24 protein-coding genes are annotated in these 25,251 nt (G+C 69.0%); 9 read left to right on the forward strand and 15 right to left on the reverse strand.

Annotated features, from left to right (window positions below):
* Positions 1–169: 169 nt before the first annotated feature.
* From ACESK5_RS00955 to ACESK5_RS00970, 4 genes are all read right to left on the reverse strand, one after another.
* A complete protein-coding gene (locus tag ACESK5_RS00955; protein ID WP_372909663.1) occupies positions 170–2,044 on the reverse strand; it encodes an alpha/beta fold hydrolase in 1,875 nt (624 codons plus the stop codon).
* 291 nt (positions 2,045–2,335) lie between these two features.
* Positions 2,336–2,593, reverse strand: a complete 258-nt coding sequence (locus tag ACESK5_RS00960; RefSeq protein ID WP_372909664.1) for an MTH865 family protein — start codon at positions 2,591–2,593, stop codon at positions 2,336–2,338.
* A 45-nt stretch (positions 2,594–2,638) separates the two neighbouring features.
* The gene (locus tag ACESK5_RS00965; RefSeq protein WP_372909665.1) at positions 2,639–3,334 is read right to left on the reverse strand and encodes a hypothetical protein; all 696 of its coding nucleotides are present in this window, start codon (positions 3,332–3,334) and stop codon (positions 2,639–2,641) included.
* Entirely contained in the window at positions 3,331–4,221 is an 891-nt protein-coding gene (locus ACESK5_RS00970; protein ID WP_372909666.1) for a GAF domain-containing protein, read from the reverse strand. The genes ACESK5_RS00965 and ACESK5_RS00970 overlap by 4 nt, the downstream gene beginning before the upstream one ends.
* 226 nt (positions 4,222–4,447) lie before the next feature.
* Between ACESK5_RS00970 and ACESK5_RS00975 the strand changes: the two genes are divergently transcribed.
* The gene (locus ACESK5_RS00975) at positions 4,448–5,539 is read left to right on the forward strand and encodes a M42 family metallopeptidase (RefSeq protein WP_372909667.1); all 1,092 of its coding nucleotides are present in this window, start codon (positions 4,448–4,450) and stop codon (positions 5,537–5,539) included.
* A gap of 94 nt (positions 5,540–5,633) precedes the next feature.
* Positions 5,634–6,245, forward strand: coding sequence for a halocyanin domain-containing protein (locus ACESK5_RS00980; protein WP_372909720.1), 612 nt, complete (start codon positions 5,634–5,636; stop codon positions 6,243–6,245).
* 34 nt (positions 6,246–6,279) lie between these two features.
* On the opposite strand, the gene ACESK5_RS00985 is transcribed toward ACESK5_RS00980, so the two are convergent.
* Positions 6,280–7,347: a glycosyltransferase gene (locus ACESK5_RS00985; protein WP_372909668.1), complete on the reverse strand. Its 1,068-nt coding sequence runs from the start codon at positions 7,345–7,347 to the stop codon at positions 6,280–6,282.
* Between the two features lie 113 nt (positions 7,348–7,460).
* Between ACESK5_RS00985 and ACESK5_RS00990 the strand changes: the two genes are divergently transcribed.
* Positions 7,461–7,709 carry a hypothetical protein gene (locus tag ACESK5_RS00990; RefSeq protein ID WP_372909669.1) on the forward strand — a complete coding sequence of 83 codons (249 nt, stop codon included), beginning with the start codon at positions 7,461–7,463 and terminating at the stop codon, positions 7,707–7,709.
* Between the two features lie 7 nt (positions 7,710–7,716).
* Here the strand turns inward: ACESK5_RS00990 and ACESK5_RS00995 are convergent, their stop codons facing one another.
* The 6 genes from ACESK5_RS00995 to ACESK5_RS01020 all read right to left on the reverse strand — a co-directional run bounded on the left by ACESK5_RS00995 (position 7,717) and on the right by ACESK5_RS01020 (position 13,071).
* Positions 7,717–8,334 carry a DUF420 domain-containing protein gene (locus tag ACESK5_RS00995; protein ID WP_372909670.1) on the reverse strand — a complete coding sequence of 206 codons (618 nt, stop codon included), beginning with the start codon at positions 8,332–8,334 and terminating at the stop codon, positions 7,717–7,719.
* A gap of 190 nt (positions 8,335–8,524) precedes the next feature.
* Positions 8,525–9,580 carry an NAD(P)-dependent glycerol-1-phosphate dehydrogenase gene (locus ACESK5_RS01000; protein WP_372909671.1) on the reverse strand — a complete coding sequence of 352 codons (1,056 nt, stop codon included), beginning with the start codon at positions 9,578–9,580 and terminating at the stop codon, positions 8,525–8,527.
* Positions 9,581–9,640: 60 nt separating this feature from the next.
* On the reverse strand, positions 9,641–10,297 hold the full coding sequence (locus ACESK5_RS01005) for a LysE family translocator (protein WP_372909721.1): 657 nt from the start codon (positions 10,295–10,297) through the stop codon (positions 9,641–9,643).
* A 95-nt stretch (positions 10,298–10,392) separates the two neighbouring features.
* On the reverse strand, positions 10,393–11,118 hold the full coding sequence (locus ACESK5_RS01010) for a TMEM165/GDT1 family protein (RefSeq protein ID WP_372909672.1): 726 nt from the start codon (positions 11,116–11,118) through the stop codon (positions 10,393–10,395).
* A complete protein-coding gene (locus ACESK5_RS01015; protein WP_372909722.1) occupies positions 11,118–11,819 on the reverse strand; it encodes a metal-dependent transcriptional regulator in 702 nt (233 codons plus the stop codon). The genes ACESK5_RS01010 and ACESK5_RS01015 overlap by 1 nt, the downstream gene beginning before the upstream one ends.
* A gap of 94 nt (positions 11,820–11,913) precedes the next feature.
* The gene (locus ACESK5_RS01020; RefSeq protein WP_372909673.1) at positions 11,914–13,071 is read right to left on the reverse strand and encodes a pyridoxal-phosphate dependent enzyme; all 1,158 of its coding nucleotides are present in this window, start codon (positions 13,069–13,071) and stop codon (positions 11,914–11,916) included.
* A gap of 101 nt (positions 13,072–13,172) precedes the next feature.
* On the opposite strand from ACESK5_RS01020, the gene ACESK5_RS01025 reads away from it, so the two are divergent.
* Entirely contained in the window at positions 13,173–14,450 is a 1,278-nt protein-coding gene (locus ACESK5_RS01025) for an NAD(P)/FAD-dependent oxidoreductase (RefSeq protein WP_372909674.1), read from the forward strand.
* Positions 14,451–14,477: 27 nt separating this feature from the next.
* Here ACESK5_RS01025 and pdhA read toward each other — a convergent pair whose 3' ends face one another.
* Both pdhA and ACESK5_RS01035 read right to left on the reverse strand, forming a co-directional pair.
* Complete coding sequence (gene pdhA, locus ACESK5_RS01030; RefSeq protein ID WP_372909675.1) at positions 14,478–15,563, reverse strand: pyruvate dehydrogenase (acetyl-transferring) E1 component subunit alpha; 1,086 nt, start codon at positions 15,561–15,563, stop codon at positions 14,478–14,480.
* A 167-nt stretch (positions 15,564–15,730) separates the two neighbouring features.
* A complete protein-coding gene (locus tag ACESK5_RS01035; RefSeq protein WP_372909676.1) occupies positions 15,731–16,432 on the reverse strand; it encodes a metallophosphoesterase in 702 nt (233 codons plus the stop codon).
* 92 nt (positions 16,433–16,524) lie between these two features.
* Here ACESK5_RS01035 and ACESK5_RS01040 point away from each other — a divergent pair, with 92 nt between their 5' ends.
* Positions 16,525–17,331: a MarR family transcriptional regulator gene (locus ACESK5_RS01040; protein WP_372909677.1), complete on the forward strand. Its 807-nt coding sequence runs from the start codon at positions 16,525–16,527 to the stop codon at positions 17,329–17,331.
* Between the two features lie 22 nt (positions 17,332–17,353).
* Here ACESK5_RS01040 and ACESK5_RS01045 read toward each other — a convergent pair whose 3' ends face one another.
* Entirely contained in the window at positions 17,354–17,971 is a 618-nt protein-coding gene (locus ACESK5_RS01045; RefSeq protein ID WP_372909678.1) for a J domain-containing protein, read from the reverse strand.
* A gap of 147 nt (positions 17,972–18,118) precedes the next feature.
* Between ACESK5_RS01045 and ACESK5_RS01050 the strand changes: the two genes are divergently transcribed.
* Entirely contained in the window at positions 18,119–18,370 is a 252-nt protein-coding gene (locus ACESK5_RS01050) for a hypothetical protein (protein WP_372909679.1), read from the forward strand.
* Positions 18,371–18,451: 81 nt separating this feature from the next.
* Positions 18,452–20,761: a phosphoenolpyruvate synthase gene (gene ppsA, locus ACESK5_RS01055; protein ID WP_372909680.1), complete on the forward strand. Its 2,310-nt coding sequence runs from the start codon at positions 18,452–18,454 to the stop codon at positions 20,759–20,761.
* Here ppsA and ACESK5_RS01060 read toward each other — a convergent pair.
* Positions 20,758–22,215: an ATP-binding protein gene (locus ACESK5_RS01060; RefSeq protein WP_372909681.1), complete on the reverse strand. Its 1,458-nt coding sequence runs from the start codon at positions 22,213–22,215 to the stop codon at positions 20,758–20,760. The genes ppsA and ACESK5_RS01060 overlap by 4 nt on opposite strands.
* A 274-nt stretch (positions 22,216–22,489) precedes the next feature.
* Here ACESK5_RS01060 and ACESK5_RS01065 point away from each other — a divergent pair, with 274 nt between their 5' ends.
* Together ACESK5_RS01065 and metG are read left to right on the forward strand one after the other, a co-directional pair.
* Positions 22,490–23,044 carry a YqaA family protein gene (locus ACESK5_RS01065; protein WP_372909723.1) on the forward strand — a complete coding sequence of 185 codons (555 nt, stop codon included), beginning with the start codon at positions 22,490–22,492 and terminating at the stop codon, positions 23,042–23,044.
* A 129-nt stretch (positions 23,045–23,173) separates the two neighbouring features.
* The gene (gene metG / locus ACESK5_RS01070; RefSeq protein ID WP_372909682.1) at positions 23,174–25,225 is read left to right on the forward strand and encodes a methionine--tRNA ligase; all 2,052 of its coding nucleotides are present in this window, start codon (positions 23,174–23,176) and stop codon (positions 25,223–25,225) included.
* Positions 25,226–25,251: the final 26 nt, after the last annotated feature.

Raw genomic sequence — 25,251 nt, forward strand, 5'->3', positions numbered from 1 at the left:
CCTGTTCGCCGGACTCGCACTTAGTGTTATCTGTGTATAATTATTTTATATATTACAAATCTTAACAGAAAATAAAACTATCGGGGCAAAAATCGGTTCTCAAATCCCCGTCCGGTACGAACAGTCGGTTCTCCGAACGAATCGATATTTGACGCGCTCGTGTCGGGGTTCAGACGTGCTCGTCGAGGAAGTCGACGATTTCGCGGTACGCCTCGACTCGGTTCTCTAGCTTCGAGAAGCCGTGACCCTCGTCCGCGAAGATGCGTTCGCGGACCGGGACGCCCTGTTCGCGCGCCTCCTCGACGATCTGGTGTGCCTCGCTCACCGGGACGCGCGGGTCGTTCTCGCCGTGGAGGACGAACAGCGGCGCCGCGATGCGGTCGATGTTGTTGATGGGCGAGATGGACTCGAGGAACTCGCGGTCTTCCTCGAGCGACCCGTACTCCGCCTCCCGCAACTCCCGCCGCCAGTTGCCCGTGTTCTCGAGGAACGTGACGAAGTTGGCGATACCGACGACGTCGACGCCCGCGGCCCACCGGTCCGGGTACTCGGTGAGCGCGGCCAGCACCATGAACCCGCCGTAGGAGCCACCCAGTGCGACGATTCGGTCGGGGTCGACCGCCGGGTGGTCGCAGAGCCAGTCGACGGCGGCGTCGACGTCCTTCACCGAGTCCATCCGCTTCTCGACGTCGTCGAGGTGGCCGTACGCCTTCCCGTAGCCCGACGACCCGCGGACGTTCGGTTCGAAGACGGCGTAGCCGTGGTTGACGAAGTACTGCTTCGTCGCCGAGAAGGAGGGGCGGCGCTGTGACTCGGGACCGCCGTGGATGTCGACGATGACGGGAACCTGCCCCTCCACGTCGGGGACCGAGAAGTACGCCGGAATCTCGCGTCCGTCGAACGTCGGGTAGTGGACGAGTTCGGGTGCGACGAACGTGTCGCGAGGGATGCCCGCCGTCGCCGCCCTCGTCCACCGCTCCGTCTCGCCCGTTTTGACGTCGACGACGTGGACGTTCGTGTTCTCTGCGGCCGCCGACGCCGACAGGGCGAACCGGTCGCCGTCGTCGTCGAAGCTCACGCCCCCGGCGGTACCACGCGGGAGGTCCGGCGTCGAGAGCGGGTCGACCCGCCCGTGGGCGGTGAGTTCACCCACGGTGAGTTCGGTGTAGCCGTCGACGTTGCGCGAGAAGACCAGCCGTCGCGACTCCTGGTCGACCGCGACGCCGTCGACCTCCCAGTCGCCGTCTGGCGAGTTACGGTTCTCGGGGGTGTCGAACTCCCCCTCGACGGTGACGGGTTCGAGGTCACCCGTTGCGAGGTCGACCCGCGCGAGGTACAGCGTGTCGGCGTCGCCCGCGTCGGTGACGAGGTAGACGTTCTCCCCGTCGGGTCCCCACGAGGCGCTCTGGTAGCGGACGGTGCCCTCGTGCGGCGTGAGGTGACGGAGGTCACCCGACTCGACGTCGAGGACGGAGACGTCCTGGTCGAAGTTCGAGTACGCCTGGTTCACGATGAGTCGGGTGTCGTCGGGCGACCAGCCACCCAGCGTGAGCCACCCGTCACCCTCCCGGACCAGTCGCGCGTCGTCTCCCTGCTCGTCGCGGCCCTGCACGTAGACGTCGAACACCGACTCGTCGCGCCGGTTGGAGGTGAACGCTACCCGCTCGCCGTCGTGGCTCCAGCCACCCCAGCGGTGTTTCGCGTCGGGCCGCGCCGTCAGCTCCCGTATCGCACCCGTGCCGGGGGTGAGCACGAACAGTTGCTGGCGCTCGTTGCCCCCCTCGTCCATCCCGAAGACGAGTTCCGCTCGCTCCGGGGACCACGAGACGAAGGTGACGCGTTCGTCGTAGAACGTGTGCTGTTCCGGCCACGCGCCGGGGGCGTCGAGCGTCCACACCTGCGGCACGCCCGTCGTGTCCATCAGGAACGCGAGCGTCCCGTCCGGGGAGAGCGAGGCGCCGTACGCGCTCCGGATGTTCAGATACCGTTCGATGTCGAAGGCGGGAGCGAAGCCGGGTGACTCCTGCCCGTCGGGGTCGGTCATCACCCGTGATTGACCCGGTGGCGGTATACTCCTTTCCACGGTGAGAGACGCCGTTCCGGTGGTCGGATCCGTCCCCGTCGGCCACTTCGACGCGCGGTCGGGTGACGGGACGGCCGGAGCGCCGACCCCCACGTTCACGTACGAGGACGCGTCCACCTCACACCGTGACGTGACTGTCGCCGCGCGGCGCGAGCGGGTGCCCGGCACGACGCCGCGTGAGGAGGGAGTGCCGGCTGTTCGCCACGTGTGTCAAGACGCAGTCGTGAGTCAAGCGTCCCGCGGCGCCCGCCCTCAGATGATCCCTTCGCTCTTCAGCGCGGCCATCACGTCGTCGATGAGTTCGTCGGCCGTCTCGTACGGGAACTCCTGGTGGCCGCTGAGTTTCGTCGCGAGTTCCATCGCCGAGAAGGAGACGTCACCTGCCTCGAACGTCGTCCCCGGCCCGTTGGGGAGCGCGGGGACGAGGTCCATCTGGTTCTCTACGGGGAAGTCGGCGTCGCCGAACGCGTCTCGGAACTGTGCGCGGAGTTCGGCTTCGACGTCGGTCATGGCTTGACACAGCCCGAAGAAGTGCAAAAGCGTTCCGGATACGGGCTATCCCGTTCGGAGCGGCGTCCACGCCGACGTCTGCCCGGAGACGTCCGTCAACCGGGCTTCCCGCCCGCCGCTGTCACCGACCCGCACGTCCACGGCGGCGTCGAACGGCCGCGAGACGACGCGCGCGACACGCGGGTCGTGCATCTCGGGGTTGAAGACGAAGACGCCGAATCGGCCGCTCGCCCGGATGCGTCCGGTGAGTGCGTGGAGGAAGCGGTACACCGTCTGCACGTCGTCGCAGTACAACTGGATCGTAGAGACGGAGTCGAGACCGACACGGAGCCGGCTGTGAGGGCCGCCACCGAACGAGCGGGCGACCTTCGCGTACTGGACGCCGATTCCGGTCAGGTCGCTCGGCCGCGAGACACGGCCGGTCCCGCCGAGGCCGGTCGGCGGGTCACGGCGTCCCCCGTCACAGCTGACGACGGCCAGTCGCGAGAGGGGGACGTCCGTCCCCTCGGTCCAGCGGGTGGTGACGCCCCGGGGTGTGTCGTCCGTCTCGACGAGCAACGCGTCGGCGTCCCGCTCTGTGACCGGCGCGAGGAGTCGCATGGCCAGCGCGCCGGGAGCGGCCGCGGCGCTGCCCCGTACGACGAGCGAGGTGCCGCGTGGAACCCGGTCGACCGGGAGGTCCGGTCCGAACCGGTAGTCGTCGGGGGGGCCTTCGCCGTCCCGACGAGGTTCGACGCTCACGCTCCCCGCTCCGTAGCCGCGAGCCGACGGTGTAGCTCGAGTCGCTCGGCCGCCTCGGCCGCGAACAGCCGCAACGACTCGCGCTCGGCCGCCGTGTACTGCCGTGGTTCGTCGTCGAGCACGCAGAACATCCCGACGGCTTCGCCTGTCGGCGTCGTGAGCTTCGCACCGGCGTACGAACGGACGTCGAGCGCCGGGAGCACCTCGTTCGCCGTGAACCGGGGGTCAGCCGCGACGTCCTCGACCACCATCACGTCGTCTTCGAGGAGCGCGTACGTGCAGATGGCATCCTCTCGCGGAATCGCGTCCCACTCGGCGCCGTGACAGGCGAGGAACCGCTCCTCGTGGGCGTCGACGAGGCCCACGAAGGCGACGGCGACGTCGAACTGTCGTGACGCGAGTGCGGTCAGGCGCTCGAAGGAGTCGCTCGACGCGCGGCCGGCCGGGTCGTACGCGGCGAGCGCGGCCTGTCGCTCGTCCTCGTCGGCCGGGAGTGGGTACGACGTGTGTGTCCGTCCGGCCGCCACGCGCTCGACGAGGTGTGGGAGGTACTCGTAGTCGGCCTCGCTGTCTCTCGTGAGGTGGTCGACCACCGCGTGCGGCGCTCCGTCGGTGTCGATGTCGGCGAAGGGGACGTCGGTGAAGAGGATACAGCCGACGTCCGGACTGGTGTCGCGCACCGCGGCGACTAGGTCCAGTCCGCTCCCGTCCGGGAGCGCGTACGCCGTGACGAGACAGTCGAAGGACTCGTCCGCGAACAGCCCGACGGCCGCCTCGACGGAGCCACAGGCCGTCGGCGCCAGCCCGTCGACAGTCGACAGCGCCGCCGTCGTCCGGTCCCGTTCCGCCTCGTCGGCGTCGACGCAGAGGACCGTCGTCTCAGCCATCCCGGCATCCCTCGACTGTCGACGCCCCGCGGTCGGCCGTCGAGTGGTGGACCGCCTCCCCGTCCGACGTCCACCGGCTTCCGCTCCCGTTCATGTACGAGTCAGGTCAGCAGTCGCTCGGATAAACGTTGGGTGCTGGCTATCAGCGTCGAAACACCCGGGAGCGGGCGGGGTGTCGTCCGGCGCAGCAGGGAGAGTTATCGGGGACGAGGCCGACTCGACGGACATGGCTGACGACAGTGCTCCCGACGCCGATTCGAGTTCGGAACTCGACTTCGAGTTCGACTTCGAACTCCTCCGTGAACTTACTGAAACCGACGGGGTCCCGGGGTACGAGGCGGACGTCCGTGCGGTGGTCCGGCGCGAACTGACGGCGGCGACAGACGAGGTGCGGACCGACGCGATGGGGAACGTCGTCGGGACCGTCGAGGGGGGTGACTACGAAGTCGTCGTCGCGGCACACATGGACGAAATCGGCTTCATGGTGCGACACGTCACCGACGAGGGGTTCCTCCAGCTGGACGCGCTCGGGGGGTGGGACCCGCGCGTCCTGCGTGCCCAGCGGGTCCGCGTCCACACCCGCGAGGCGTCGCTCACGGGCGTCATCGGCTCCGTCCCTCCACACACGCTGACGGACGAACAGCGGGAGAAGCGCCAGGAGGTCTCGGACGTGTACGTCGACCTCGGTCTCCCGGCCGAGACGATCGAAGAGCGGGTCTCGGTCGGCGACCTCGTGACGATGCAGCAGACGACGGTCCGGATGGGTGACCTCGTCACCGGCAAGGCGCTCGACGACCGCGTCTGCCTGTTCGCGATGCTCGCGGCCGCTCGCCGACTCGACGACCCCGACGTGACCGTCCACTTCGTCGCGACGGTTCAAGAGGAGGTCGGCCTCCGCGGAGCGCAGGCCGTCGGCGTCGACCTCGACCCGGACCTCGCGCTCGCGCTCGACGTCACTGTCGCGAACGACGTCCCGGGGTTCGACGCCGCCGACCACGTCACCGCACTCGGCGAGGGCGTCGCCGTGAAGCTGAAGGACTCGAGCGTCATCACGACCCCGAAGGTGAACCGTCGCCTCCGAGACGTCGCCGACGAGAGGGAGATACCCCACCAGCTAGAGGTCCTCCCTGCCGGCGGGACGGACACGGCGAACCTCCAGCGTGCCGGCGGTGCGGTCCCGGTCGGCGCGCTGTCGATTCCGACCCGCTATCTCCACACGCCGACCGAGTGTGCCCACGGGACCGACGTGAGTGCGATGATCGACCTGCTCTCGGCGTTCGTCGAGAGCGAAACCGGCGACCACGACTACTCCCTGTAGCGGCGACCGGTGCGGGTCGGCGGGTGTCTGGCAGTCACGAACCAAAGTATTCACTACAGGCGACCTCTTAGGCGCGGACATGAGTGACTCGCAGATGTCGCGGCGGGCGTTCCTGACAGCCGCAGGCGGGACGGCGGCCGTCGCGGCCGGGTCGGGGAACGCCGCGGCACAGACGACGGAGCCGGACTGGGGCGGTCATCTCGACGGCATCGACGGCGGCTACCAGGACCTCCGCGGACAGAGCGAAGTGACCGTCGACGTCGGCGCGGAGGGGAACGGTGGCGCACTCGCGTTCGCCCCCGCTGGCATCTGGGTCGATCCCGGCACGACAGTGACGTGGGAGTGGACCGGCGAGGGCGGCGGCCACAACGTCGTCTCCAGCGAAGGGCCGGCCTCACTCGACAGTGGCGCCCCCGTCGCCGAAGCCGGGACGACGTACGAACACACCTTCGGCGAGGACCAGGCCGGTATCACGAAGTACCACTGTGCCCCCCACGAAGCGCTTGGGATGCTCGGTGCCGTCGCCGTCGGCAGCGACATCCCCACGGTCGAAGTCGGCGGTGGCAGCGAGGGGAGCAGCGCGCCGCAGGTCCCCGAGAGCGCCAAGACGCTCGGCGTCGCCACCACGTTCGCGATGATTGCGACGCTCGGTCTCGCGTTCTTCTTCCTGAAGTACGGCGGCGACTACGAGACTCCCGACGAGTAACGCGCTCTCTCGGAGACGCGCTCTCGCCCCCCGTTCAGAACAGTCCGAGCGAGAAGCCGCGCTCGTCGATCGTCTCCCGGTAGACCTTGAGGAAGCGGTCGAGGACGGCGTCGTGGTCGTACGACTCGTAAGCCTCGCTCAGCGTGCGGTGCGGTTCGTCGGCGGCGGCCGAGATGGCCGCCGCCAGTTCCTGCGGCGAGGTGACCCGCCGTCCGGGTCGGTCCCCGGCGACGAGTTCGTGTGCGCTCGACCCGGCCTGATACTCGACCAGCCCGGTACAGCCACAGGCGAGCGCCCAGAGGAGTTCGGTCGCGAACGGTTCGTGTTCGGCCGTCTGTGCGAACACCCGCGCCCCCTTCAGGACCGGGACGAACTCCTCCGGTGGCAGGTCGCCGAGGAAGGCGACCCGGTCGTCGATGCGGAGGTCCGCCGCGGTCCCTTCTGCGGTCTTGCGGAGCGGACCGTCCCCGATGACGGCAGCGCGCCACGTCTGCGTCCGGAGTTCGGCGAGCGCGAGGAGGAACGACTCCACGTTGCAGCCCTCGTCGAGGTCGTTCGCGTAGACGATGTCCGCCCGGCGGTCGACCGGGGCGTCCCGGACGAGGCCCACGTCGATGCTCTCGGGGACCGTCTCGATTCGTTCCTCGGGTGCGCCGTGTTCGCGGACCTGCGTCCGGACGAGTTCGGAGGGGACGAGCACCCGGTTCGCCGCCCGGGCCGCCCGTTTGTACCCGACCCAGTCGTCGCCCGCGTCCTCCCACCAGTCGACGACCAGTGGGACGCGGAGGAGTCGGCAGGCCCGCTTCGCCGCGACGGCGTGGCCCGGGGGGCTGTTGACCGCCTGGACGACGTCGGGCTTCGTCCGCAGGAGGTGAAACGGGAGCTTCGACCCGAACGCACCCGCCGCCGGTTCCTCGGTGACCGCGCGGTAGGTGACGTCGTTCTGGTCGAACGCGGGGATGGAGCCACCCCACCACTGCGCACAGCAGACGGTCACCTCGTGGCCGCGAGTCGCGAGCGCCTCGGCGACCCGTCGTGTCCGCTCAGTCGCGCCGGTCTCGTGGTGCTGTGCCGTCCACATCGAGACGAACGCGACGTGCATGCTCGCGGAGCGTGCGGCTGACGTAATAAATCCTGCTGGAACCGACAGCGGGCGGTCGGTCGCAGGCCCCAGTCGGCCACACGCGTTATGTCGGCGCGGCCGAAGCAGGGTGTATGGACACCGACACCGAGGCAGTCGCCGAGAGAACCGACACCGGAGGGGGGTTCGTCGCGTGGTACGGAGAGTGGTATCTCCGGGTCTACGCCGTCCTCGCAGTCGCAATCGTCGCCGGTGCGGGGTACGGCTACGCCATCGGCGCGCTCAGCTGGTGGAACGCGGGTGGGATGGTCGCGACGCTCGCCGCGCTCTCTGCGTTCATCGGGTGGCGAGCGAGGGTCGACCCCGCGTTCCGAGGCGAGTGAGGTCGGGTCAGGGGACGACCGGGAGCAAGAACGCCTCGACGAACTGCCAGTCGTAGACGTGGTTCAGCATCAGGTACGCCACGACGCCGAGTGACAGCGAGAGGATCCACGCGCTGGCGGCGACCCGTCCCACCTTCCGATGTGTCCCCGCCGCGCGGAGTTCTTCGGGGGTGTGAGTGATTCCGAGCACGAGCGCGTGCAACACGACGGGGACCGAGACCACCGAGAGGATGATGTGGACGGCGAGCATCGCGAGGTAGGCGTAGTACGGCAGGGTGGGGCCGACGAACTCCTTGGTGCCGCCGCCGCCGATTTTCGTCAGGTAGAGCACGAGGAAGACGAGGATGAGCAAAAACGCGCCCCCCATCGACGCGGCGTGCTTGCGGACCTCGTCCTGCCGGATGAACCACCATCCGGCCACCAGGAGGAGCGTCGCCGTCGTGTTGATGACGGCGATGGCGTCGGCGATGCGGTTGACCTGCGAGAGCGTGAGTTCCGGGAACACCGACTCGGGAACGTAGCCCAGAAACGTCCCGATGACGAGCGCGTACCCCACGACGGAGAGCACCGCCGTCACGGCGGCCGGATGTCGTTTGAGCGGACCGCGCACGCTGGCTGTTGCCATGTCCGACCGTTAGGAGTGGGTGGATATCCGTGTTCGGGTTCGTCGCCGCCGGGTCGCCGTCCTCCCGTTCCACCCCGAAGTTGATACGTGATGGGGCGGCCACCCCGACCGATGCGCTGACCGAGGCCACACGGCGTCTCGCGGGTGTCCGGCACACCGCTGTGTGGACGAGTCGTGCCGGCTGTTCGCCCTATCCCTCGACGACGCCCGTGACGCGGGCGACCTCGCGCGCCGCGTCCTCGCTCATGCCGTCGCCCAGAATGGTGTAGCGGTCGCGGATGGTGTGTGCCGTGGTGAGCGCCTCGATGACCACCTCGTCGTCGACGCCGAGCCCCCGTGCCGTCGTGGGTGCGTCGATCCGTTCGAGCGCGTCGCGGATGTTCCGCCACTGCCCCTTCTCGCCGCTGTGGAGGTACTCGGTCATGATAGAGCCGACGCCGACCTGGTGGCCGTGCAGCGCCGTGTTCGGCACCAGCCGGTCGAGCTGGTGTGAGAAGAGGTGCTCGGCACCCGACGCGGGGCGTGAGGACCCGGCGATGCTCATCGCCACCCCCGAGGAGACGAGCGCCTTCACGACGATCCACGCGGTCTCCTCCAGCCCCGGCTTGATGGAGTCGGCGTTGTCGACGAGCATCTCCGCGGTCATCTCCGAGAGCGCCCCAGCGTACTCGGAGTACTCCACGTTCTTCAGCCGGTGTGCCAGCTGCCAGTCCTTGACCGCGGTGTAGTTGGAGATGATGTCCGCACAGCCCGCCGTGGTGAGTTCCCACGGCGCCTGCGCGAGGAGTTCGGTGTCGGCGACGACCGCCAGCGGCGGGTCCGCCGCGACGGAGTGACGGGTGTCACCCTCGGGGATAGACGACCGGCCCGAGACGATGCCGTCGTGGCTCGCGACGGTGGGCACGGAGACGAAGCCGCAGTCGATTCGTTCGGCGGCCATCTTCGCGATGTCGATGGCCTTCCCGCCGCCGAGGGCGATGATGTAGTCGGTCTCTTCCGCCCGGGCGGTCTCGGCGACCGCCTCGACGGCGGCGAAACTCGCCTTCTCGACGGTCACCGTGTGTGGCTCGACGGCGAACTGCGCGCGGAGACGGTCGCCTGCCAGGCGTTCGGGCGTCGGACTCGTCACCAGGAGTGGCTGTCCCGAGAGATAGAGGTCGTCGACGGCCGCCCCGACCTGGTCGAGGACGCCGTGGCCGATGACGACGTTCCGTGGAAGCTTGATCCACGTCGACTTGTCGAACATGTCCAGCTATCGGCGTGGGTGGCTCATATGGCTTCGCACTGCGCGGCCGACGACCGGCGTTCAGAGGAGCGTGCCCGCGGCGTCCACGAGAAACAGGAGCCCGAACCCGGCGAGCACGAGCGCCGACAGCGCCGTCACGACTGGAGCGAACGCCTCGACTCGCTGCTGGGCGGTGACGAGCGCCGCCGGGAACCCGGTGACCCACACGAGGATGCCGCCGAAGAACCCGACGATGAGGGCCGGACTCCCCTTCTCGACGACGAGGATGCCCGCGAGGTCACCGCCCACGTAGGGCGTCTGTGCGAGCACGTCGACCTGCCCGGACTCGAGGAGGGCCACCCCGATGGTGAGCCAGAAGAGTATCTGGTAGGGGTTTGCGATGGCCAGCAGGAACGCCTTCCGGAAGCCCGCGCCGGTCTCGCCGCCGTCCGCCGCGGCTTCGCCGTCCGGCGTCAGGGACCCGCCCACCTCGTGAGCGGCCCCGTACGCGAAGTACAGCATGAGCAGGCCGCCCGCGCCGACCATCACCGCACGCACCGTCGGGAAGCGTTCGACGAACGCGACGACGCCCAGGAACGAGAGGACGAAGAACGTCGCGTCGGCCGTCATCGCCCCGAGCCCCGTTCGGAACCCGGCCGTCCAGCCACGGAGGACGCTCTCCTCAGCGATGACGGCGTTCATCGGCCCGGGTGGGGCGGCGAGTGCGAGTCCGAACACCACGCCGGCACCGAGCGAGACGAGCACGTCCTGCATCGCTCCTGGCTAACGGGAGCGGGGTTAAAAACGCTCTCGTGGGCGGCCGAGGCCTCGGCTCAGACCAGCCCGAGGACCACCTCTGCCACCGTCGAGACGACCGTCTCCCACACGGAGAAGCCGGTCGTGAGCGCGAGGACCGTGTCGACGGCGAAGAACGCGAACAGCGCCGCACCGGCGAGGTGGGCCTTCCGTACGTCGAAGCGGTGAGAGAAGCGGTGGAAGACGTACGCGTTCGCGATACTCACCGGCAGGATGGCGAGCATCTCGCCGACCCAGATACCCGGGTGAGCGCCGTACTGGACGGCGAGACCGATGGTCACGAGCTGGGTCTTGTCGCCGAACTCGCCGGCGGCCATCATCGCGAAGATGGGGACGAAGCTCCCGAACCGGTCGGCGTCGAGAGAGACGTCGCGTCCGAGCACGGACAGCGCGTCGACGTCGACTGCGAGTCCGCCGTCGGTCTCCACCGGGTCGCCCGCGTCCGGCCCGACGCTCGTCTCACCCGGCTCGGGCGCCGCCCGGACGAGCAAAACGGCGAAGAGCGCGAACAGCGCGGCCGTGATTCCGTCGAGAACGGCCGGTGGGAGGACGCCCCGCAGCGCCGCACCGAACCAGATTTCGAGCGCAGTCCACCCGGCGAACGCGGATCCGGCAGCCGCGACGACGACCTTCGGGTCGTACCGCGTCGAGAGCCCGGCGATGATGAACTGGACCTTCTCCCCGGGGAGGACGGCGAGCTGGGCGACGAACGCCACCGTGGCGACTTCGACCAGCCCCACCATCAGCCTTCGACCTCCGCTCCGTACTCGGACCCGTCGTCGGTGACGGGGGTGACCCGAATGGAGCGGGCGACGGCCTCCGGAAGGGACTGCTCACGGTCACCCGCTCCCACCCGGACGGTCACCATCCCGAACGGCGCGACGTCGACCACCTCCAGCCGGGTCCCGGGCGTGATACCCGCGTCGGAGAGGTACTGCAGTTCCTCCTCGTCGCGGTCGGAGACGCGTGCGACGACGACGCTGTCGCCGACGTCGTGGTCGTCGAGGCGCGTCGAGTCGTCCGCGTCCAGCGGCGTGAGGTCGGCGCTCGGGATGGGGTCGCCGTGCGGGTCGACCTCCGGGTCGCCGAGCGCCTCGGCGACGCGCCGCTCGAACTCCTCGGAGATGTGGTGTTCGAGCGCGTCGGCCTCGTCGTGGACCTCGCTCCAGTCGTAGTCGAGGTGCTCTGCGAGGTACGCCTCCAGGAGGCGGTGGTGACGGATGACCTCCAGTGCGACCGTCTCGCCCTCCGCCGTCAACTCGACGCCCTTGTACTTCTCGCGGGTGACGAGTCCTCGCTCCTCGAGCTTTCCGAGCATGCTCGTCACCGTCGGTGGCGTCTTCGAGAGGAGGTCGGCGACGTCCGATGTCGACACCGGCGGGCCGTGTTCGGTCTGCAGCGTGTAGATGGCCTTCAGGTAGTCTTCCATCACGTCGCTGAGCACGTCGGACTTCGCCATCTCACTCGTCGGTAGCGCCTCGACGCGAAAGAGGTTTGGGGTGTCTAAATCTCGGTATGACCCCTTCGAAACATCGGGCTCAGATGCCCTGTCCCATCAGGTGCGACCGGAGGACGTCCGCCGTCTTGACGCCCGCCTCCGTGTTGACGACGACGAGCGTCGCGTCGTCGTCGAACTCGTCCTGCAACGCGTCGGCGGCCGCCGCGGCGGCCCCACCGGCCGCACCGACGTCGACGGCGGTGGTCTGTGCGGCGGTGACGGCGCTCCCGAGGATGGCGTCGTCGTCGACAGTCACGACCGTTCCACCGGTCTCGTCGAGGGCGTCGACCACCAGGTCGCCCCCCTTCGGGTCGGGAATCTCCAGTTCGCCGACGATGGTGTCCGGTTGGTTCCACGGCTCCACCGCGCGCCCGGCCTCGAACGCCGTCGCGATGGGCGCACACCCGGTCGGCTGGGCCGCGACGACCCGCGGGACGGCGTCGACGAGTCCCAGTTCGTGGAGTTCGCGGAAGCCCTTCACCAGACCGTAGACCACCTCGCCGGTCCCGGCGGGGACGAACACGGCGTCCGGGACCGTGCGGGCGGCAATCTCGTACGCGACGGTCTTGTACCCCTCGTGGCGGACGGGGTTGTCGAACTCCTGCAGCGTGAACCACTCGGATTTCAACTGCGTGTGCAGCGCCTCGACGGCGTCGGGGTACCGACCCCCCGCGACGCGCATGTCGCCGCCGTGGACGTTCGTCATCGCCTTGTTCGGGAACGGGGCCCGGGAGGGGACGAACGCGTACGACCGGATGCCGGCGCGTCCGGTGTAGGCCGCCCCCGACTGCCCGCTGTTGCCCGGCGAGGCGTGTGCCACGAGGTCCGCGTTGGCGGCGTCGGCGGCCGTGACCGCCAGCGAGAGGCCGCGGTCGAGGACCGTCCCCGTGGGGTTCCGCCCCTCGTCCTTGACGAGGAGCGCCCCGACGCCGAGTTCCTCGGCGAGCGCCGGCGCGTCGACCAGCGGCGTCCCTCCCTCGTCGGCGCTCACGCCCGCGGCGAACGGCAAGAGCGCGGCGAAGTCCCACATCGACCGGGCGTCGGCGAGAGCGGCGTGGTCCCACGTCACCGCGTCGAGGTCGTAGACGGGGTCGACCGGTGCCCCGGCCTCGCTCGGCCCGGTCCGCGTGGGGTCGGCCGGGAGTTCCTCACCGGTCGCCGTACAGCGGAGCGCTCGGAACGTGTCGCTCGTGTCCATATCCGGGGGTACGACGCGACGGGCGTATCCCTTCCGGTCCCGCCACGCCTCCCGCTCTCGAACGCACAGTCTCTTTGTAACCACCTCCCCAAGCCGACGGCATGAACGAGGAGCGAACCGTCGCGGTGTGCGGTGCGGGACTGGCCGGACTGGTGGCCGCCCGTCGCCTCGCGGCCGCCGGCGCCGACGTCACGGTGTACGAGGAACGCGAGACGGTCGGCGGGAGAGTCCACTCGCGGGAACGGGACGGGTTCACGCTCGACCGCGGATTCCAGGTACTGTTCACGGCGTACCCCGCGGTTCGCCGCGAACTCGACCTCGAGGCGCTCGACCTCCGCGCGTTCACGCCGGGCGCGGTCATCGCCCGTGAGGGGGAACGGTCGGTGCTCTCGGACCCCCTCAGGGACCCGCTCTCGCTCGCGGAGTCGCTGTTCAACCGCGAGGTGACGACGAGCGACAAACTCCGAACCCTCGCGCTCAGACAGGACCTCGGGAGCAAACCCCTCGACTCGTTCTTCTCCGGACCGGACACGACCATCAGAGAGTACCTCCACGACTGGGGCTTCTCCGAGAAGTTCGCAGAGAACTTCGTCGCCCCCTTCTACGGCGGCATCACGCTCGACCGGTCGCTCTCCACGTCGAAGCGCGTCTTCGAGTACACGTTCCGGATGCTGAGCGACGGCCGGACGACGATCCCCGCCGACGGGATGGGCGCCATCGCCGACCAGTTGGTCGCCCGTGCGGAGGCTGCCGGCGTCGACGTCCACACCGACTCGGTCGTCTACGAGGTGACCCCCGAGCGGAACGGTGCGACGCTCGACGTCGACGGCGGGACGGTCGAGGCCGACGCCGTCGTCGTCGCCACCGACCCTCGCACGGCCGCCGAGTTGACCGGCGTGGACGCGATTCCGACCCGCGCTCGACCGTCGACCACCCAGTACTACCGCCTCCCGGAGGGGACGGACCTCGGCACGAAGCAGCGCATCCTCCTCAACGCCGAGTCGGCCGCGCCGAACGCCGTGGTTCCGTTGTCGGCGGTCGCCCCCGAGTACGCCCCGGACGACGCCGAACTGCTGAACGCGACGTTCCTCGGCGAGGACGCGCTGTCGATGGACGACGCCGAACTGCTGGTGCGAACGCGCGACGCGCTGGCGTCGTGGTATCCCGAGCGCCAGTTCGGGGCGCTCGAACCGCTCGCGACCGACCGCATCGAGTTCGCGCAGTTCGACCAGCCACCGGGCATCCACGACAGCCTCCCGGACGTCGACGACCCGGAGGGACCGGTGTACCTTGCCGGCGACTACACGGAGTGGTCGTCGATTCAGGGGGCACTGCAGAGCGGGGCCATCGCGGCACGGACTGTCGCCGAGAGCTTCTGACACCCCGGTTCTCGTCCCGATTATCTACTACTCTCTGAGGAACGCGTCGCGCCCGTGCTCGTCGAGTGCGCGCTCGAACGCCGCGCGCTGTGCCTCGACCTCGGGCGTCGACTCGGCGAAGGCGTGGTCGAACATCTCGAGCGGGGAGGGCTCGAACGACTCCGCCTCGTCGATGACGGTCGCCACCGTCTCGCGGGCCTCGGCCTCGATTTCCTCGGCGACGGTGTCGTCGACGAGGCCTCGGTCGCGCAGGAACGCCTCGTAGCGGTCGAGGGGGTCGCGCTCGCGCCACCGCTCGACCTCCGCCTCGTCGCGGTAGGCGCTCGGGTCGTCCGCGGTCGTGTGGGCGCCGTAGCGGTACTGGACGGCCTCGACGAGCGTCGGGCCGTCGCCCCGACGGGCGCGCTCGACCGCCTCCCGGGTGACCCGGTAGGTCGCCAGCGGGTCCATCCCGTCGACCCGTACTCCCGGGAAGCCGTACGCGTCGGCCTTCCCGGCGAAGGTCTCCGACGCGGTCTGGCGCTCGGCGGGGTGAGAGATGGCCCAGCCGTTGTTGTTGCAGAAGAGGACGCAGGGCGTCTCGAACACGCCGGCGAAGTTGGCGGCCTCGTGGAAGTCACCCTCCGAGGTGGCCCCGTCGCCGAAGTGACAGACGACGACGGTGTCGTCGCCCTTCAGCCGTGCACCCCACGCCATCCCGACGGCGTGGGGAATCTGGTCAGCGATGGTGATGTTGAGCGGGGCGACGTGCTGGTCGACGAGCGAGGCGTTGCCGTGTTCGTGGCCCATCCAGTAGGTGAGATACTCCGCCGTGAGGCCACGGACGGAGACGGCCCCGTGTTCGCGGTACTGGTAGACCAGCCAGTCGTCGTCGCGCAGGGCGTGGGTCGACCCCACCTGCGACGCCTCCTGGCCGACGGCGGGGGCGTAGGTCCCGACCCGACCCTGTCGCTGGAGGCTCACCATCCGCTCGTCGAAGTGCCTCGTCACCACCATGTCGCGGTAGATCGCCAGGAGGCGGTCGTCGGAGAGGTCGGGGACGTCGCCGACGACACGCCCGTCGGGGTCCAGCGTCCGTACGAAGTCGGCCTCGTCGTAGTGGTCCACGCGCACGTCTGTGAGTGAGAGCCGCGGGTATTGAACGTTCGGCTCCTCGCCTGCGTCGTGGCACGCGTCCTCGGCTCCGACTCGTACCTCGCGCGCACCCCTGTCGAAAACGGCTCTCCCCAGCCGTTCGAGTGGCTCGTCACGCCTGAAACTCACTCTCGCCGCCGCCCCGCTCACAGCAGCTTCCGAAACCGTCCCAGCGGCGGGAACGTCAGCGCGTCCTCCCCGCCCGGGTCCCACACGACGGGCCGGAGCGCGTCCGCGTCGGTGACGAGCGGCGACTGGAAGTCACGCGCGCGCATCCCGTTGATTTCGACGCCGCTCGCCACGCGCGAGAACGCGGGGAGCATCAGGACGTCGCTCCCGTGGTAGACGGCCTCCCCGGCGAGGAAGCAGGGTCGTCGCTGCCCCTCGATGGTGATGGTCGGGTGGTCGTGGCCGACGACGTAGCGGTCCGCCTCCTCCGAAGGCTCCTCGTGGCCGTGACAGACGAGCACCGTCCGGTCGCCGTCGTCGACGCGGTAGCCGTCGTGTCGCTCCCCGTCCCACACCGTCTCGAGCATCCCGTCGTGGTTGCCGGTGACGAGCACCAGTTCGGCGCCCGCCGCTCGACACGTCGCGTCGAGGGTGTCGAGCGTCTCCGCGGCCCGGTGTGAGACCCGTCCGAACTCGTGGAGGACGTCGCCGGCGACGACGACTCTCCCGGGCGAGAAGCGGTCGAGCACCGCGTCCAGTCGCTCGGTGAGGTCCGCCCGCTCGCCCAGCGGCACCTCGACGTCGGAGGCCGCGGCGCGGCCGACGTGGAGGTCGGCGACGACGAGCACGTCGGCGCGTGGCAGGAAGACCGCACGGTCGGCGAACGCGACGTCGAACACGACTGGTCGTTCGGGCGCGAAGCCAAAAGCGATGCTCTCTCGACGCCCGGTGCGACGGCACCGTTTTACCGCCGCCGTCCCTCACCGTCTCCATGAGCAGAGCCCTGGAGGACAAGCGCACCGCGACACGCCTCCGCGTGCTCGTCGAAATCGCCGACCGACAGCCGGCGGTGAGTCAGGGCGAGATCGCCGAGGCCGTCGGCGTCACCTCACAGGCGGTGAGCGAGTACATCAGAGAACTCGTCGCCGACGGCTACGTCGAGAAGGAGGGACGTTCCCGGTACCGGACTACCAAGGAGGGGGTCGACTGGCTCTTCCGGGAGATAAAGTCCATCCGTCAGTTCACCGACCACGTCACCGAGGACGTCCTCCAGTCGGTGCAGGAGGACGCCGCCCTCGCCACCGACGACATCCAGACGGGCGAGACGGTGACCCTCTCGCTTCGGGAGGGCCTCCTCCACGCGACGCCGGGCGACGATGGACCGGCGACGGGCACCGCCACCACGACGGCCGAGGCCGGACAGGACGTCTCAGTCACGGGGTTCGAGGGCGTCATCGACATGTCGCCGGGGACCGTCACCGTCTGTCAGGTGCCGCGCGCCCGCAACGGCGGGAGCAGCGCCGTCGACGTCGAGGCGCTCTCGGAGGCGCTCACCACGTCCGACCTGGTCGTCGCCGTCGGCGTCGAGGCCGTCGCGGCGCTCCGTCGACTGGACCGCGAACCGGCAGTGAATCTCGCGGGCGGGGCCGTCGCGGCCGAGGCGGCGATGAAAGGACAGGACGCCGTCGTCGTCGCGAGCGTCGACGAGGCGGGCCGGGTGGCAGACACCCTCCGCGACCGGAACGTGACGTACGAACTGGCCCCCATCGGGACGGACGAGAACAGACTGCACGAGTAGCCGGCCGACGGCGGCGGCGTGGCTACGCGGCCACCGCGTCGGCTTCGGCGTCGGCGGCGTGGTCCCGCGCCGTCGCGTACGCCTCCTGGAGTCGCTGGAACTCGTCGGCGTCGCCGCCGTGGTCGGGGTGGGCCTGCTTGATCTTCGAGCGGTACGCCGACTTCACCTCGTCCGGCGTCGCCGCCGTGTCGAGTTCGAGTTCGGCGAAGGCCGTACTGACGGGGTCCGGCGGGACCTCGGGTTCGAGTTCGGGCACGTCGAACGGGAGGCGTCGGCCCAGTCCTCTGCCCGGCATCTCGTGTTCACAGAGCACCGTGTACGTCCCCGCCTCCTCGATTCGGAAGTACGCCTTGGCGTCGAAGGTGATGGCGACGTCACGCTCCGGCAGGTAGAACGCGACCGTCTCGCCGTGGACGGCGACGTCCTCGCGGAAGCGCTCGTCGATGTCGACGAGATACTGACGGATCTCCTGCCGGCGACGGACCGTCCCGTCGATGCGACGGCTCCGGTCGACCGGTGCCGTCGGGAACAGGCGGTCGCCGACGAAGAAGACGACGGCGACACAGCACGAGAGCGCGGACCCGAGAACGACTCCGGTGAGCAGCCACGGCGGGAGCAGAGACAGCCACTCCGGTAGCACGTGTGAGAGTTGGCGCGCACGGTAAAGAACTTCTCGGCATCGACAGCTTCGCGCTGCGTCGGAGCGGGCGTAAAGAAGTCGGAGCGACGTCGGAACGACCGCCGGACATTTGTCCGCCCCGACCCGATACCCGGTCGAACGCCGACGATGTCACTCATCCGATTCGCGGCCGCGGACACCGCGACCCACACGCAGATCGGCGAGGGACTCACGCGCGTCGCCCGCGCAGCCGGACGGCTGGAGACGGGCCACGCCGTCGGAAAGTACGCGATACGGCACGACGACGGCTGTGCGGACTGCGGCCGAACGGTCCAGCGAGGGGATACGTTCTTCCTCGACACGGACGCCGGCGACGTCTACTGTGCGGTCCACGGCGCGGGCCGCCGGGGTGACGAGTAGTACTCGACTTCGAGTTAAGACCATATCATCTCTGACAGGTCCGGAACCTTCTTTACGCATACTCGGGACGCAGAACACACTATGGCAGTGCTCTGGCTGGACGACGTGCGCTCTGACGATCTGGAGACAGTCGGGGGGAAGGCGGCCTCGCTGGGCGAACTCACGGCCGCGGGACTCCCGGTGCCGCCGGGCTTCGTCGTCACCGCCGAGACGTACCGGACGTTCATCGAGGAGGCCGAAATCGACGAGGAACTGTTCGAGGCCGTCGACGTCGACCCGGAGGACTCGAAGGCGCTCGCGGGCGCGCACGAGCGAGCCCACGAACTCATCATGGAGACGCCGTTCCCGGAGGACGTCGCCGCGGAGATTCTGGCGGCGTACCGCTCTATCGACGACGGGGAGGCGTTCGTCGCCGTCCGCTCCTCGGCGACGGCCGAGGACCTCCCGGACGCCTCCTTCGCCGGCCAGCAGGAGACGTTCCTCAACGTCCGCGAGGACGACCTGCTCCAGCGGGTCAAGGAGTGCTGGGCCTCGCTGTTCTCACAGCGCGCCATCTACTACCGGAACCAGAAGGGGTTCGAGCACGACAAGGTCGACATCGCCGTCGTCGTCCAGCGGATGGTCGACGCAGAGAAGTCGGGCGTGATGTTCACCTCCCACCCCTCGACGGGGGAACCGCGCATCATCATCGAGGCCGCCTGGGGTCTCGGCGAGGCCGTCGTCTCCGGAGCGGTCTCCCCGGACAACTACGTCGTCAACCGCGCGACCCAGCGGACGGAGGACGTCACCGTCGCGGACAAGAAGCTGATGCACGTCAAAGACCCCGAGACGGGCGAGACTGTCGAGCGCGAGGTGCCCGACGAACACCGTGAGGAGCGCGTCCTCTCCGACGAGGAAATCGCCCGCCTCGTCGACCTGGGCGAGGAGGTCGAACGCCACTACGGCCAGCCACAGGACGTCGAGTGGGCCGTCTACGACGGCGAGGTGTACATGCTCCAGTCGCGGCCCATCACGACCATCTCCGACACGGCGGTGTCGAACGTCGAGAACGTCTCGGGCGGGACGGACGGCGCGGCGACTGACGGCGAGGGCGACGCCAGCGCCGAGCAGGCCGGGGTCGGCGAGGTCATCGTCCGCGGCCTAGGTGCGAGTCCCGGCATCGCCTCGGGGCCGGCACGCGTCGTCACGAAACTCGACCACCTCGACCAGGTGGCCGAGGGCGACATCATCGTCACCGAGATGACGATGCCCGACATGGTGCCCGCGATGAAGCGGGCGGCCGGCATCGTCACCGACGAGGGCGGGATGACCTCCCACGCGGCCATCGTCTCGCGGGAACTCGGCGTCCCCGCCGTCGTCGGCTGTGGGTCGGCGACGCGACAGCTAGAGGACGGCCAGCCCATCACCATCGACGGCGACAAGGGGACCATCAGGGAGGGCGTCGAGTCGAAGGAGAAACAGCGCCAACCCGTCGAGGACGCCCGGCCGAAGACGCCGGTCAAGCCGATGACCGCGACGGAGGTGAAGGTCAACGTCTCCATCCCCGAGGCCGCAGAGCGGGCCGCGGCGACGGGTGCCGACGGCGTCGGCCTCCTCCGCATCGAGCACATGGTGCTCTCGCTGGGCAAGACGCCCGAACGGTTCATCGACGACAACGGCGAGCGCGCCTACGTCGACGAGATTATCGAGGGCGTCCGCACCGTCGCCGACGAGTTCTACCCCCGGCCGGTGCGCGTCCGCACGCTCGACGCCCCCTCCGACGAGTTCCGCCAGCTACAGGGCGGCGAGGACGTCCCGCGCGAGCACAACCCGATGCTCGGCTACCGGGGCATCCGGCGCTCGCTGGGTAACCCCTCGGTGTTCAAGCTGGAACTCGAGGCGTTCCGTCGGCTGTACGACATGGGCTACGACAACCTCGAGGTGATGTTCCCGCTGGTGAACGACGCGGAGGACGTCGTCCGCGCCCGCAAGCACATGAAAGAGGCCGGCATCGACCCCGAGAAACGCGAGTGGGGAGTGATGATCGAGACGCCCGCCTCCGCGCTCCAGGTCGGGGCGATGGCCGAGGCCGGCATCGACTTCGCGTCGTTCGGGACCAACGACCTCACACAGTACACCCTGGCGGTCGACCGGAACAACGAGAACGTCGCCAGCGTCTACGACGAACTCCACCCCGCCGTCCTCGAACTCGTCGGGTCGACCATCGAGACCTGCCGCGAACACGGGGTGAAGACGAGCATCTGTGGGCAGGCGGGCTCGAAACCCAAGATGGTGCAGTACCTCGTCGAGTCGGGTATCTCCTCCATCTCGGCGAACATCGACGCCGTCCGCGACGTCCAGCACGAGGTCAAACGCGTCGAGCAGCGTCTGCTGCTCGACTCCGTCCGCTAGAGTCCCGCGTCGGACGTCGCGCTCGGGAACGTCATCGTGACCACGCTCCCCCGTGGGGTCCGGGGCTCGACCGAGACGGTGCCGTTGAGCGAGGTGACGAGGCTACTGACGACCCAGACGCCGAGTTGCGAGCCGTGACGGATGGGGTGTTCTTCCAGTCCTCCCGTGAGGAGTCGTCGGTCCTCGGGCGGGATGCCCGGGCCGTCGTCGGCGACCCGAATCGACACCCGTTCGTCGCCGCCCTCGTGGACGCGGACGACTTCGACGCGGACCCACGGGTCGGGGCGGTCGTTGTGGACGATGGCGTTCTCGACCACCTCGTGGACGACGAGCGAGAGCGACTGCGTGGCCTGGACGACTGCCGCGACGGGGAGAGACGTCTCGACGACCGCCTGCGAGTACTTCCGGCTCAGTCGCTCTGTCACCTCCGAGACGACCGAGACGACGTCGATGGCGGTGGTCGGGCGGTCGTCGGTGCTGACCTCCCGGTAGCGGCGTGCCTGCTCGCTCAACGAGAGCAGTTCCCGCGCGGCCGCACCGATGGTCGTCGCCGCCGTCGCCGTCTCGTCGTCGCGGTCACTCGCCAGCGCGGCCGCGTGGCCGAGGATGATGTTGGCCTTGTTGCGCAGGTTGTGGCGGAGCACCCGGTCGAGGACGTTGATGTGCTGTCTGTACTGGGAGACGTCCTGGTGGACGAGCGCCACCTCGGCGGGCCCGTCGCCCTCGACGGCGACGACCGCCATCGCGTACCACCGGCGCTCGCCGTCGCCGTGGCAGGGGTACTCGACCTGCTCGCTGTCGACGTCGCCGGCGAGCACGCGCTGTATCGCCTTCGTCGCCGCCGACGCGAAGCTGTCGTTGGCCCGCTCGCACAACTCGAAGTAGTTGGTGCCGACGTCGCTCTCCCCGCGCTCGCGGCCGTTCTCCCGTCCGAACTCGACCCACGCCCGGTTGACGAACCTGATGGTCCCGTCGTCGTCGAGGAGTGCGACCGGGAACGGAACGACCGAGAGCGGTTCGTACCCGTCGTCGCCCTCGGCCGCCGGTGGTGACCCGGCCGGGCCGTCACGCGCCGTCTCCCCGTCGGTGCTCGCGTCGGTCCTGCCGAGTCGCGTGCCGTCGTCGTTCCGGTCACCGACGCCCGACCCGGTCAGGAGCGACACCAGGGCGGGGTCGAGCGTCGACACGCCGGCGTCCACCACCCAGTCCGGGAGCGTCGTCCGCGAACCGGCGAGTACGTAGGCGTCCCCGGGGAACGTGTCGAGCCACGGCGGCGGCTGCGGGTCGAGCACGGTGGCGTCGATGACCGCACAGTCGGCGGCGGGAACTCCGCCAGACTGCAGCGCCTCCGGTGACCGCGTCACGATTCGTGCTGCCCCGCCGTCGAACGCCGTCGCCCGACCGTGCCGGTCGGAAACGTACAGCAGGACGCCCTGACGCGTCGACGGAAACATGCGTGGCTCGCCTCCCGAGGATGGAGTCCCTCCGCGGACATAATGATGTCGACAAAGACGCGAAAGAAAGACTGTCTCGAAATTTCGTGTGTTTTTGTCGACAGTGGACGGACCGACAGGGAGCGCCGCCACCGACCGGTGACCCGTCGCGTCGGTGTCGACACCGCCGTCGTCGGTTCCAGCCACGATACCGGCGTCGGCCTCCCGCTCGCGGCGAATCTCAAGATTTACGTCGGCGGCTCACCCATCTCAGGTCGTGTCACTCGCGGGTCCGGTGTCGGTCCTCGTCGACGTCCCGATAGTACTCCTGTTCACGGAGAGCGGGTGGTTCTCCTCGCTCGTCCGGACGGCGACGGGATGGCCCGGACTCGGCATCATCTTCGGCTACTCGTTCCTCATCGCCTTCGCGCTCCCCGGCGTGAGCGAAATCGTACTCCTCGCACCGCTGAACCTCGGTCTGCCCGGGTGGGCCCACACCACGCTCATCGTCCTCACCTCGGGCGTCGGCAAGGCGGCCGGGAGCGTCTTCGCCTTCCACATCGGCCAGGAGGCGAAGGAGTCCGGTCCCGTCATTCGCGCCCTCCGGCGCTCGCCCGTCGACGTCGTCGCCTGGTCCGAGAAGAAGACGGTCCAGCTCGCCCAGCAGTACGGCTACGGCGGCCTCGCCCTCGCGCTCTGCGTCCCGGGCTTCCCCGACACGCTCTCCATCTACGCGTTCTCGGTGCTGGAGGAGGACTACGCGAAGTTCGCGCTGGCGACGTTCGTCGGGAGCGTCGGCCGACTCGTCGTGACGCTCGTCGGCGTCGAGGCGTTCTTCTTCCTGTTCTGAGCACGCGGCCGACGGTGGCTCGTCCGAGGGGCGGGAGGTGTCGATCGTTGCTGTCCCCGATGTGAGCGACGGGGCCGCCGACGAGGAAACCAGCGGCCTTTAGACGCCCACGCGACTGACTGTTCACACATGAGCCACGAGGACTTCCCCACGGACCGTCCCGCGGTGGTGACGTGTGGACTGCCGTACGCCAACGGCGACCTCCACATCGGCCACCTGCGGACCTACGTCGGGGGCGACGTCTACGCGCGGGCGCTCAGGAAACTCGGCCAGCAGACCGCCTTCGTCTCCGGGTCGGACATGCACGGCACGCCCGTGGCCGTCAACGCCGAGAAGGAGGGAAAGACGCCCGAGGAGTTCGCGCTCTCGTACCACCGCACGTACGAGGAGACGTTCCCGAAGTTCAACGTCGCGTTCGACAACTACGGCCACACCCACGACGAGACGAACACCGAGGTGACGACCGACATCGTCCGCCGACTCGTCGGCGGCGGGCACGTCTACGAGAAGGAGATCAAGGTCGCGTTCGACCCCGTCGAGGAACAGCCGCTCCCCGACCGGTACGTCGAGGGGACCTGTCCGTACTGCGGCGAACACGCCCGCGGCGACGAGTGCGACGAGGGCTGTGGGCGGCACCTCGAACCTGGCGAGATAGAGAACCCCACCTCGACGCTCACCGGCAACCCCGCCGAGTACCGCGACCGGACGCACAAGTTCTTCCGCGTCTCCGACTTCCAGGAGTACCTCCAGTCCTTCATCGACCGACTGGAGGGGACGGCGAACGCCCGCAACCAGCCGCGGGAGTGGATCGAGGGCGAACTGCAGGACTGGTGTATCACTCGCGACCTCGACTGGGGCATCGACTACCCCGAGGAGGGCACGGACCTCGTGCTGTACGTCTGGGTCGACGCGCCCATCGAGTACATCTCCTCGACGAAGCAGTACACCGAACGGGTCGGCACCGAAACGTTCGACTGGGAGGAGGCGTGGAAGGTCGACGGCGACATCGTCCACGTCATCGGCCGCGACATCATCCAGCACCACACGGTGTTCTGGCCCGCGATGCTCCGCGGCGCCGACTACGACGAACCCCGCGCGGTGATGGCGAGCGGGTTCATCACGCTCAACGGCAAGGGGTTCTCGACGTCGCGCGACCGCGCGGTGTGGGCAGACGAGTATCTCGACGAGGGCTTCCACCCCGACCTGCTCCGCTACTACCTCGCGACGAACGGTGGTTTCCAGCAGGACGTCGACTTCTCGTGGGAGAAGTTCCGCGAGCGCGTCAACAGCGAACTCGTCGGGACCGTGGGCAACTTCCTCTACCGCTCGCTGCTGTTCGCGTACCGGGAGTTCGGCGGGACACCCGACGCCGACCTCTCGAGCGAGGTCCGCGAGGAGATCGACGAGGCCATCGACGCCTTCCGCGCGGGCGTCAACGACTACTCCATCCGACAGGCGGGCAACGCGGCCGTCCGCCTCGCGCAGTTCGGCAACGAGTACATCCAGCGGAACGAACCGTGGAAACTGGACGACGACGACCCACAGAAGGCACAGGTCATCCGCGACTGCGTCCAGGTCGCGAAGGCCGTCGGCGTGCTCTTCGAACCGGTCGCGCCCGAGAAGGCCGAGCGGCTCTGGGACAGTCTGGGAGAGGGCGGGTCGGTCCACGACGTCGAAGTCGGCGCCGCGCTCGAACCCCCCGAACCGGAGTTCGCCGAACCCACGGAACTGTTCGAGAAGATCCCCGACGAGCGGGTCGACGAACTGAACGAGAAACTGCAGGCGCGGGTCGAAGAGAGCGAAGCTGGTGACGATGGCGACGACGGGGACGCAGACGCAACTGAACTCGAACCCCTCGCCGACGAGCGCATCAGCTTCGACGACTTCCAGGACCTCGACATCCGCGTCGGGCGAATCCTCAGCGCCGAGGGCATCGAGGGGGCGGACAAGCTCGCCCGACTGACAGTCGACATCGGCGTCGAGGAGCGCCAGGTCGTCGCGGGCATCAAACAGCTCCACGACCTCGACGCGCTCGTGGGAGAGAAAGTCGTCGTCCTGGCGAACCTCGAGAAGGCCGAACTGTTCGGCGTCGAGTCGAACGGGATGCTGCTGGCGGCCGGCGAGGAGGCCGACCTCCTGACGACGCTCGGCGACGCGGTGCCGGGCGAGAAGGTGCGGTGACCGGTCGACGCGCGTCCCGTCCTCGC

It is taken from the genome of Salinigranum sp., assembly GCF_041641895.1.
Classification (GTDB): Archaea; Halobacteriota; Halobacteria; order Halobacteriales; family Haloferacaceae; genus Salinigranum.

What these genes read in the sequence shown, in the direction of transcription:
- ACESK5_RS01060 (WP_372909681.1), bottom strand. Translation starts at nt 22,215, where the DNA reads ATGTTTCCGTCGACGCGTCAGGGCGTCCTGCTGTACGTTTCCGACCGG.
- ACESK5_RS01025 (WP_372909674.1), top strand. Translation starts at nt 13,173, where the DNA reads ATGAACGAGGAGCGAACCGTCGCGGTGTGCGGTGCGGGACTGGCCGGA.
- ACESK5_RS01020 (WP_372909673.1), bottom strand. Translation starts at nt 13,071, where the DNA reads ATGGACACGAGCGACACGTTCCGAGCGCTCCGCTGTACGGCGACCGGT.
- ACESK5_RS00995 (WP_372909670.1), bottom strand. Translation starts at nt 8,334, where the DNA reads ATGGCAACAGCCAGCGTGCGCGGTCCGCTCAAACGACATCCGGCCGCC.
- ACESK5_RS01040 (WP_372909677.1), top strand. Translation starts at nt 16,525, where the DNA reads ATGAGCAGAGCCCTGGAGGACAAGCGCACCGCGACACGCCTCCGCGTG.
- ACESK5_RS00955 (WP_372909663.1), bottom strand. Translation starts at nt 2,044, where the DNA reads ATGACCGACCCCGACGGGCAGGAGTCACCCGGCTTCGCTCCCGCCTTC.
- ACESK5_RS00990 (WP_372909669.1), top strand. Translation starts at nt 7,461, where the DNA reads ATGGACACCGACACCGAGGCAGTCGCCGAGAGAACCGACACCGGAGGG.
- ACESK5_RS01050 (WP_372909679.1), top strand. Translation starts at nt 18,119, where the DNA reads ATGTCACTCATCCGATTCGCGGCCGCGGACACCGCGACCCACACGCAG.
- ACESK5_RS01000 (WP_372909671.1), bottom strand. Translation starts at nt 9,580, where the DNA reads ATGTTCGACAAGTCGACGTGGATCAAGCTTCCACGGAACGTCGTCATC.
- ACESK5_RS00980 (WP_372909720.1), top strand. Translation starts at nt 5,634, where the DNA reads ATGTCGCGGCGGGCGTTCCTGACAGCCGCAGGCGGGACGGCGGCCGTC.
- ppsA (WP_372909680.1), top strand. Translation starts at nt 18,452, where the DNA reads ATGGCAGTGCTCTGGCTGGACGACGTGCGCTCTGACGATCTGGAGACA.
- ACESK5_RS00985 (WP_372909668.1), bottom strand. Translation starts at nt 7,347, where the DNA reads ATGCACGTCGCGTTCGTCTCGATGTGGACGGCACAGCACCACGAGACC.
- metG (WP_372909682.1), top strand. Translation starts at nt 23,174, where the DNA reads ATGAGCCACGAGGACTTCCCCACGGACCGTCCCGCGGTGGTGACGTGT.
- ACESK5_RS00970 (WP_372909666.1), bottom strand. Translation starts at nt 4,221, where the DNA reads ATGGCTGAGACGACGGTCCTCTGCGTCGACGCCGACGAGGCGGAACGG.
- ACESK5_RS00960 (WP_372909664.1), bottom strand. Translation starts at nt 2,593, where the DNA reads ATGACCGACGTCGAAGCCGAACTCCGCGCACAGTTCCGAGACGCGTTC.
- ACESK5_RS00975 (WP_372909667.1), top strand. Translation starts at nt 4,448, where the DNA reads ATGGCTGACGACAGTGCTCCCGACGCCGATTCGAGTTCGGAACTCGAC.
- ACESK5_RS01010 (WP_372909672.1), bottom strand. Translation starts at nt 11,118, where the DNA reads ATGGTGGGGCTGGTCGAAGTCGCCACGGTGGCGTTCGTCGCCCAGCTC.